The organism is Candidatus Methylobacter favarea (assembly GCF_902806695.1).
Classification (GTDB): domain Bacteria; phylum Pseudomonadota; class Gammaproteobacteria; order Methylococcales; family Methylomonadaceae; genus Methylobacter_B; species Methylobacter_B favarea.
This window is the reverse complement of the sequence record NZ_CADCXN010000049.1, coordinates 46,806-56,107: the sequence shown is the minus strand read 5'-3', so window position 1 is coordinate 56,107 and position 9,302 is coordinate 46,806. Positions and strand designations below refer to the sequence as shown.

Below are 9,302 nucleotides of genomic sequence, written 5' to 3'. Positions count from 1 at the left end.
GTTCGCGTCGTCTCAGTAAAGCCTACGAACGACTGACTCGCATCGACGAAGCTTGGATTTACATCGCCATGACTCGCATCATGGTGAATCGTTTGGCTTGACGCGATAATTTCCAAACAGCTTCTGAAACAAAACCGCTTTAAGCACAAAATCATCAATTAAATAAACTATGTTATTTCACCCAATAATTTTAGGCCATTTCACTCATTTTTATTAAAAAAATCTCGTTTGCCTGGTCGATAGTCAGCATTGGCGAGGTTGGAAAAAATGGCATGTAAGCTGCACTGCTTAGGGTTGATTTCAGCATGGTCAGGCCATGCCGCAATAAATTTAATAAAAGACTGCTGCTCGGCAGTGAAAGTTGCCATAGCCATAATTATTATTTTAAACCCCTTTTGCCGGAGCAATAGATGAATTCCAACCCTACTTATTCTCTTAACCGCGGGGTTTTAATAGGGTTAATGCTACTGGCTTCACCGTTGGCAATGAGCGAAACCGGGCAAGACAGCGGCCTCTTTTCTGATAAGTCTCTGGCCAAAACAAAAGCGGCCGCCGCCGATTCCATCCAGGTCATGCCGGAAATGACAGTGACTTATTCGCCTGAAACTGACAGGCCCTTTCCCCTCACCACAAAGGCAACGCCTACCTATACTGTTGAGGCGGACCAGGTTAAGACGCGGGTAAATGCCACCACAGTAGAGGATTTCTTGCGATACACGCCCGGCCTGCTGATACGCAAGCGCTATATGGGCGATCCGAACGGCAATATTGGCATGCGTGGCTCAAATGTATTTCAAACGGCTCACACCATGGTATTCGCAGACGGCATGCCCTTGCATAACCCTTTGCGCACCAGTTTCAACGGCGCACCCCGATGGTCTATGGTTTCCCCCAGTGAAGTCGAATCGGCAGATGTGCTTTACGGCGCTTTTTCAGCGCAATACAGCGGCAATTCATTTGGCGGGGTAGTTAATCTCAATACCAGAATGCCGGACACGTTTGAGGCTCAACTGGACGCCACCGGCATGTTTCAGACTATGCACAGGTCAGGCCGCAATGACACGTTAATGGGCTATAAAACCTTTCTTTCCGCCGGAGACCGCTTTGATAAATTCAGCGTATGGGGCTCTTATAACCGTTTCGAAAATGAGGGGCAGCCATAGACTATTAATGCCGCCGGTTTGACCACTGCTCCGGGCGGAGCGGCAGTTAATGGCGGAGAACCCTATCAATTACCCAATGAAGCGCCGGCTGTCGCCTATGGCGATATCGGCATCGCCCAGGCCACGACCGACTTGTTCAAACTTAAACTGGCTTACGACTTTACCGAGGACCTGCAGGGACGCTTTACTATAGCTTATGAAGATCGCCTTGGAAAAGTTGACGACCCGAACAGTTTATTAACAGATGCAGCAGGCACTGCCTTGTGGGGAGGAGGCACAGCCGCAGGATTATCAAGCAACCAGAATTACAGGCAATTCGGGCGAAGATTTACTGTGCCCGGCTCGGTTTTCCAGGTCAGCGATTCAGAACGTCAATCGTTAAATTACGGCTTGAGCCTGAAAGGTAAAATTTCCGATAACTGGAGCATTGATACCACCGCCAGCTATTACGACGCCTTCAAGGATAGAACGGTCAGCTCGATTCTCAATCCCAACCATCCGCTCAACCGGAACAAAGGCCAGGTTGCTGATGAAAAACCCTGGTGGGCAACGTATGACTTGAAGTTAGCGACCAATAATTTCCTGGGCCGGGATGATTTATCATTCATGGGCGGTTATCAGTTTACTCACGCCAGTTTGAATCTTGATGTTTATAACAGTAATAATTATAAAATAACGAGTATTGATGCTCATACCAACGATAGCGGAGGCGCAACTCAAACAAACAGCGCTTTTTCACAGCTGGAGTGGCGGTTTTTACCCGACTGGAGCGTAATGGCCGGGGCAAGATTCGATCATTGGCAGGCTATTGACGGCCATGTCCGGGTATTTAATGACCCGAATACGCTTGCAAATGAAACGAATATTCAAAATTACGGGGACCGCGATGCGTCCCGTATTTCACCTAAAGCTGCACTGGAATACTCCCCTGCTGCCTGGACTTTCCGCTATTCATTTTCCAAAGCCTACCGTTTCCCGATTGCAGAAGAAATGTTTGCCAGCTTATCCAGGCTTAATAGCTTAAGCATTTCGGCGCCCGATTTGGGTCCCGAGAATGGCTATTTCCATAACTTCATGACTCAATACGATATTCCCCGAGGCTATGTCCGCGCTAATTTCTTTTATGATCAAATCAATAATGAAATTGCCAATACCCTGCAAACCATCAATGGCCAAACCATTACCACCTTTTTGCCGATTGAGCAAACCGAAACGATCGGCGTGGATCTGACTTATCAGCAGAACGAGGTCTTTGAACTGCCTGTAGACTTATTGGTTAACGGCACTTTCATGAATAAACAAATTACCAAAAACAGCCGCAATCCTTCATTGACCGGCAATGAATGGGATCGCATACCCAGACTGCAAGTCAATGCTTCGGCCACCTATCATATCCTGCCGGTATGGAATGCTTCGGTTGGCGTGCGTTATCGCAGCGATTCATTTCAGCGCCTGGATAATACCGATACTGCCGCCAATGTCTTGGGCGGCACGGATGAGTCCACTTTTGTTGATTTGAAAACATCCTATCAATTACCTATAAATCCAAAGCTGAAAAGCACTATTTCAGCAGGAATAGATAATGTCTTTGATGCCAATGCCTTTGAAAATCATCCCTATCCGCAACGCACCTATTTTGTCAGCGCCTCCTTGAAATATTAATTAAAACTATAAAAACAGGATATTAATAAACAATGCCTTTATTAAATCAAGAGGGCGCAGGAAATAATTCCAGGCTGTATTATTCCCTGCGCCCTCAGCGCATATTACTCTGCCTGCTTATTCTTGCATCCCCGCCCGCCATCGGCGAGTCTAAACCAGGTAACGGCAACCCCTCAGACGTAATGCCAGAAATGACGGTATCAGAAAAAATCACGCCAACGGCTAAAGACCGGTACAAGCTGCCGGTGACCACAGAAAGTGTCACCAAAGAAAAAATGGCCGAAACCGTCAATGCCATGAACGCCGAGGACGTTATTAAATACCTGCCGAGCATCACGGTACGCAAACGCTATATCGGCGATACCAATGCCCCGGTGGCGATGCGTACTTCAGGCACCTCTTCGAGTGCGCGCTCATTGATTTATGCCGATGGCATCCTGCTGTCTTCACTGCTTGGCAATAATAACGGCAACACCGGCTCTCCACGCTGGAATATGGTGTCGCCCTCGGAAATCGAACGCATTGATGTTATGTATGGGCCATTTTCGGCCGCTTATGCAGGCAATTCCATCGGCGGCGTAATCGATATCACTACCCGGATGCCGGAAAAATTTGAGGCCGGCGGCAGCGTACAGGCAACCTGGATGGATTTTGCTTTCTACGGCCATCAAAAAACCTATGATGCCCAGCAATATTCCTTTAATTTGGGTGATCGCAGAGCGGGTTTCTCGTGGCGTTTTGATGTGAGTCATCTTGACAGTCACAGTATGCCGGTGACCTATGCCACTCTTAACCAGCCTTCCGCAACAAGTGCTGCCGGCACGCCTGTAAGCGGGGCTATCCCGGACCGAAACCCCACCAACGTTCCTATTCAGGTACTCGGTGAAACCAATTTAAATCACACAGTACAGGATAATTTTAAATGGAAACTGGCCTATGAAATAACCCCCACTATTCGTGCAGCCTATACGCTGGGACTCTGGCAAAATGACAATAATGTCGGTTTTAACAGCTTTTTGCGGGATGCCGCAGGCAACACAATAAACAGCGGCCGTGTCAATATCGATGGCAGAAGCTATAACATTTCCCCAACCAATGCGCCCGTTTTCGCCGAAAATAACACTGACCAAATGCACTGGTCGCACGGAATGAACTTAAAATCCAGTACAGGCGGCTTGTTCGACTGGGAGTTAATAGGCAGCGTAATCCATTAGGGCGAAGACACCGTGCGCGCCCCAACGGTTACTCCGGCATTAGCGGCTGTCAACGGCGCAGGCAGAATCACGAGTTTAACCGATACCGGCTGGCACACGGTAGACGCCAAAGGTATCTGGCGCCCGTTTGCACTGGGCCAGCATGAACTAAGCTTTGGCTTTCACCATGATTTGTATGCTCTTGAAAACCCGGTTTATAACACTTCAAACTGGCGGTATGGCAGCGGCGAAAGCATATTTTCCAACTCCCGCGGAAAAACCCGGACTGAAGGTTATTGGCTGCAGGATGCATGGGACTTCCACGAAGACTGGAATCTGACTCTCGGAGGCAGGCTGGAAAACTGGCAGGCTTATGATGGTTTAAATTCAGCTACAGTAGGCGGCGTGCTTGCAACCGTCAATCAATCCGAACGCGATGAACTTGAATTTTCACCCAAAGCCAAGTTGACCTGGAAACCGTTAGACCGCGTCCAGATGGGCGCAGCTATCGGTCAAGCTTACCGTTTCCCTACCGTGACGGAATTATTCCAGACTTCGCTCATCCCGGCTACTAACACGCTGGTAAATGGAAACCCTGGCCTTAAACCGGAAGAAGCCTTATCTTCAGAACTTTCCGGGGAATATTTTCTGGATCAAGGCCGACCGCGTCTTAGTTTGTTTCACGAGCGTGTATATGACGCTATTTTTTCCCAGCGCGATATTGCCTTGACCGCTTTGAATAATAATATAACCGTCAATACCATCCAGAATGTCGACGAAGTTAATACGTACGGCATTGAATTCTCGGGCGAAGCTGCCGACGTGGGCATAGCCGGACTTGATCTGGCCGGCAGCGCCACATGGACGGATTCCAGCATCACCAGAAACGATGCCAACCCCAATTCAGTCGGGAAACGTCAGCCCAGGATTCCGGAATGGCGGGCCACTGCAACCGTCACTTATCGACCTACCGATAAACTGAGTACTTCTGTCAGCGGCCGTTACAGTAGCGAGCAGTTTGGCCAATTAGACAACAGCGACACAAACCATTTTACTTATCAGGGAACCGGTAGTTTCTTCGTTGTCGATTTACGGGCAAAATATCAATTTACCAGACAAATCAGTGCATCCGCTGGTATTGATAATGTTAATGACTACCAGTATTTTATATTCCACCCTTTCCCAACCCGGACTTACTTCGCGGAGTTGAAATATAATTATTAAGATTTTGGCCTGGCTTAATGTAGCGTAAGCTTATAATTACAGCAAAAAATGTCGAGCTTACGTTATGCCTTTTTGCCCTATCCGGCCATTGCTTCTTACAGTCCTAAATCGGTGTATCACATGAAATTTTTTGTTTCTTTAATATCCATTGCAATTTTAACAGCTACAGGCTGCACACCGGATACTTTAGTAAAGTCTGAAAATAACTCTAAAAATCAGCAGCCAATGCATAATAGACAGGCCGGAAAAACGGGTATCTGCGCCAATCCGGCCCCGCCCCCAACCAGCAAATGTTCTGAAACGGTAACCGCTGCTTTTGACCACCGTGGCACGCTATGGATCGTCTGGGTTAACAATGATCACCTCTATGTGCAATCTTCCGTGGATAAAGGCATCAGTTTTTCCGAGCCGGTCAGGGTGAATGCCGTTGCTGAACCGATCGCTGCCAAAGGTGAAAGCCGTCCAAAAATCAAGCTGGATGCACACGGCAATATTTTTCTGACCTGGAATCGCAACCTGGGGGAAAAGCATAGCACTCATGTCCGCTTTAGCCGCTCAACAGACGGCGGCAAGCAATTTTCCGAGCCGGTCACGATCAACGATAATCTCGATATCATCAGGCATCGCCTGGATAGTTTGGCGGTGGGTAAAAAGGGTGAAGTCTTTATTAGCTGGCTGGATGCTCGCGATGTTGAGGCTGTAAAAAAACCAGGTCAGAAAACTCAAGGTCTGTCTTTGTATTACACGTGGTCCGATGATGGCGGCAAGCACTTTTATCCCAATAAAAGCGTCATTATCGGCACCTGTGAATGCTGCCGGATTGACACCGCTATAGCTCAAGACAACACGCCGGTTATTGCCTGGCGGCATATTTTTGAAGGCGGCATACGGGATCACGCCATTGTTAATTTTAAAGACTGGAATACGCCGCGAGAGACCCTTCGCTTAAGCCATGAAAATTGGCAAATCGACGCCTGTCCCCACCATGGGCCGGGGCTGTCCATTTCTGATACAGGTATTTATCACGCCGTATGGTTTAGCAATTCGCCTGCTAAACAGGGTTTGTTTTATGCTTATTCCAAAGATTCAGGACGGCATTTTTCCGAGCCTGTCAACTTTGGCAATGCCGGCGCAAGCCATGCGCATGTATTGGCTTCAGGCAACCAGGTCAGGGTTGTTTGGCGGGAGTTCGACGGCAGTAATACTATTATACGGCTTATGAAATCTGCAGACGAAGGCAAAACCTGGACTACTGGGCCTGAAACTCTTGCCAGAACAGCTGAAATGGCCGATAACCCTTTTTTAATAAGTGATGGGCGGAAAATATATTTATCCTGGCAAATTCAGCAGCAAAACTTTCGATTAAACCCTGTCGATGAAATAAAAATGTCCCATAAATTAGCAGTACTGCCTTAGCTTCAATAGCGTAAAGTTTAATGAAAGCAGGTAAAACTGTTATTCTATAACACAGCTAAGAATCACTGTTCAACGACTTGACACTTTATCCGCATGGAAATTATTGATTTTTTATTTAGCCTGCTCAAGGATCCGCTTACAACCCTGCAGAATTTTCTGGCCTATTACGATACCCTGACCTATTTTATTCTGGCGCTGATCATTTTCGTCGAGACCGGATTAATTGTCATGCCGCTGCTGCCCGGCGATTCCTTGCTTTTTGCGACAGGTTTACTGGCTGCCTCGACAGGAAAACTGGATATTCAAGTTCTCATTCCCCTGCTCATAGGGGCCGCTTTACTCGGTGATAATATCAATTACTTCGTTGGAAAATATTTCGGTAATTTCGTTAAAGCGCGCGAACAGATTCTGTTTTTCAAGCGGGAATATATTACACAAACCGAAGAATTCTATGCTCGACACGGTGGAAAAGCCGTCATTATCGCGCGCTTTATTCCCATAGTTCGCACAATTGCTCCTTTTGTAGCGGGGGCAGGCAGCATGAAATACGCGAGCTACATTATTTTTTGCATAATCGGCGGCACGTTATGGGTAACAAGCATCCTGCTGGCAGGCTATTATCTAGGTTCCAACGAATGGGTAAAACAAAATTTCGAAAAAGTCGTTCTGGGCATTGTAGGGTTTTCAGTCATGCCGATGCTGTGGCAATTTGTGAAAATCAAACTTTTTAAATCGTCAGTGAAAGTATAGCCGCCTCAGTTTGAGGTATTATTAAAACTTTACAATAAAAACCACCGTATATCATTCCCCGCCTTTCTAACACAAGCCCTTGACTGTTTATACACGAGTCCTTAACCGACTCCTTACACCTTACACCGGCTTTAGATTTGCATCTTCATATAAGCGCGTGTTTTTCCAGCCGGTGAATATTTTGTCATTAAACTCAAGATCATTATCAATTGCATATTCATAGCAGCTTCTGAACAGCCGAGCTGTGCGAAATGCATGCAACTCATCATCGGCCGTCACTTTCTCTATGTTACCAACCTGAAACGTCTTATTTCTGGATTTGCCGTAACTAACCCAAAAAACGGTATAGCAAAGATAGCTTTTATCTTTGCGATGATCATATTTAATGGTTCTGGACACACCGGTCACACCGGTTGTGGTTTTATTTTTAGGAGGCTTGAGGAAACGTGTTTTACTGCCCTTCAAAACGACCAGCATTTGATCTCGCCAGGTAATTGCTGCCTGGAGGGATTTGCCCTTGTTACCCCACAGTTTATGAGAAAAATACCGGCTGCTTTCTTTGCCGCGCCTGACAATGCGTACCTGAAAGCCAAATACATCCGGCTCGGTTATGTGTTTATTTTTTGCCATGGATATCATTCCGAATGAATTTGAATAGATGAATTTAACACTAAAACTATACCGTTAAATCCTAATGCGTCTTTGAAAATCAAGGTTATTATTATTATTTTTGTAATCTATTGATTACAAATTATCAACCAAGTTCAAATAAAAGCAAGCTAAAATTAACAACTCTCTGGACAATTTCCTGCTGATCTAGTGTAGAATGGCGCTATTCCACTTCTCACGTGGCTAATAATAAGTATATAACCCCTTGCTTTTTCAATACTTTTGGAGATAATCAATGAGTGTATTAGTTGGTAAACAAGCCCCGGATTTTACAGTTCCAGCCGTATTAGGCGATGGCCAAATAGTTGATTCATTCAGTTTTTCTGAAGCAACTAACGGCAAATATGCCATCTTGTTTTTCTATCCGCTGGATTTCACATTTGTTTGTCCAAGCGAGCTGATTGCCTTAGACCACCGTATAAATGAGTTCAAAGACCGCCAGGTTGAAGTGATCGGCGTATCTATAGACTCCCATTTCACCCATAATGCATGGCGTAACACAGCCGTCAACAAAGGCGGAATAGGTCCTGTCCGTTACACATTAGCTGCTGATTTATCTCATGGAATTGTCAAGGATTATGACGTTGAGGCCGAAGCGGGTGTTGCTTACCGCGGCGCCTTTCTGATTGATCGTAATGGCGTTGTTCGCCATCAGGTAGTAAACGATTTGCCTTTGGGTCGCAATATAGATGAATTAATTCGTATGGTTGATGCACTGCAATTCCATGAAGAACATGGCGAGGTGTGTCCTGCCGGCTGGCACAAGGGAGATATCGGCATGAATGCCAACCCCGCCGGCGTGGCAGAATATCTGGATAAGAATGCGGCTAAACTTTAAGCAAGATTAAAGCACAAGGTTCAAGGTTAAAAATATGACCATTAACCTTGTGCTTTTTGAATCAACCCGGTTTATTGGCTTCCGCGACATCAGCCAACAATTTCTTTCTGATCAAAACAGCAGCGCCAATAGCGCAGAGGGCCGGTACCTGGGCAAGAATAAATACAGCTGTGAAATTTTCAATAAGATGTGGCCGTAAAAAAGATACAATACTCAAATTCACTATCCACCAGGTCAGCCAATAACCAATCAAGCCTATAATAGCCCACTTAAAAGGCTGCTCCCCCTTCTCTTTGGCAGTCATATAAAACCATACAAGCACAATAATTCCGGCAATTTTAGCTAAAAGCAACATTTTTCCACCTCCTTATAATTATATTAATAACA

At 46.1% G+C, this 9,302-nt stretch carries 10 protein-coding genes; 7 read left to right on the top strand and 3 right to left on the bottom strand.

The window, feature by feature from the left end; translation table 11 throughout:
* Positions 1–200 precede the first annotated feature (200 nt).
* Positions 201–374 carry a hypothetical protein gene (locus HUX64_RS06155; protein WP_174625355.1) on the bottom strand — a complete coding sequence of 58 codons (174 nt, stop codon included), beginning with the start codon at positions 372–374 and terminating at the stop codon, positions 201–203.
* A gap of 36 nt (positions 375–410) precedes the next feature.
* Here HUX64_RS06155 and HUX64_RS19595 point away from each other — a divergent pair, with 36 nt between their 5' ends.
* From HUX64_RS19595 to HUX64_RS06135, 6 genes are all read left to right on the top strand, one after another.
* Complete coding sequence (locus HUX64_RS19595; protein WP_246246925.1) at positions 411–1,163, top strand: TonB-dependent receptor plug domain-containing protein; 753 nt, start codon at positions 411–413, stop codon at positions 1,161–1,163.
* A gap of 18 nt (positions 1,164–1,181) precedes the next feature.
* On the top strand, positions 1,182–2,825 hold the full coding sequence (locus HUX64_RS06150) for a TonB-dependent receptor (RefSeq protein ID WP_246246924.1): 1,644 nt from the start codon (positions 1,182–1,184) through the stop codon (positions 2,823–2,825).
* Between the two features lie 32 nt (positions 2,826–2,857).
* Positions 2,858–4,039, top strand: a complete 1,182-nt coding sequence (locus HUX64_RS19590; protein ID WP_246246923.1) for a TonB-dependent receptor plug domain-containing protein — start codon at positions 2,858–2,860, stop codon at positions 4,037–4,039.
* 12 nt (positions 4,040–4,051) lie between these two features.
* Entirely contained in the window at positions 4,052–5,242 is a 1,191-nt protein-coding gene (locus HUX64_RS19585; RefSeq protein WP_246246922.1) for a TonB-dependent receptor, read from the top strand.
* 225 nt (positions 5,243–5,467) lie between these two features.
* Positions 5,468–6,658 (top strand): sialidase family protein, encoded by a 1,191-nt coding sequence (locus HUX64_RS06140; protein WP_246246921.1) that lies wholly within the window; start codon positions 5,468–5,470, stop codon positions 6,656–6,658.
* Between the two features lie 93 nt (positions 6,659–6,751).
* The gene (locus HUX64_RS06135; RefSeq protein WP_174625353.1) at positions 6,752–7,408 is read left to right on the top strand and encodes a VTT domain-containing protein; all 657 of its coding nucleotides are present in this window, start codon (positions 6,752–6,754) and stop codon (positions 7,406–7,408) included.
* 120 nt (positions 7,409–7,528) lie between these two features.
* Here HUX64_RS06135 and HUX64_RS06130 read toward each other — a convergent pair whose 3' ends face one another.
* A complete protein-coding gene (locus tag HUX64_RS06130; RefSeq protein WP_174625352.1) occupies positions 7,529–8,038 on the bottom strand; it encodes a hypothetical protein in 510 nt (169 codons plus the stop codon).
* Positions 8,039–8,312: 274 nt separating this feature from the next.
* Between HUX64_RS06130 and HUX64_RS06125 the strand changes: the two genes are divergently transcribed.
* Positions 8,313–8,915: a peroxiredoxin gene (locus HUX64_RS06125; RefSeq protein WP_174625351.1), complete on the top strand. Its 603-nt coding sequence runs from the start codon at positions 8,313–8,315 to the stop codon at positions 8,913–8,915.
* A 61-nt stretch (positions 8,916–8,976) separates the two neighbouring features.
* Here HUX64_RS06125 and HUX64_RS06120 read toward each other — a convergent pair whose 3' ends face one another.
* Entirely contained in the window at positions 8,977–9,270 is a 294-nt protein-coding gene (locus tag HUX64_RS06120; RefSeq protein ID WP_174625350.1) for a hypothetical protein, read from the bottom strand.
* Between the last annotated feature and the right edge of the window lie 32 nt (positions 9,271–9,302).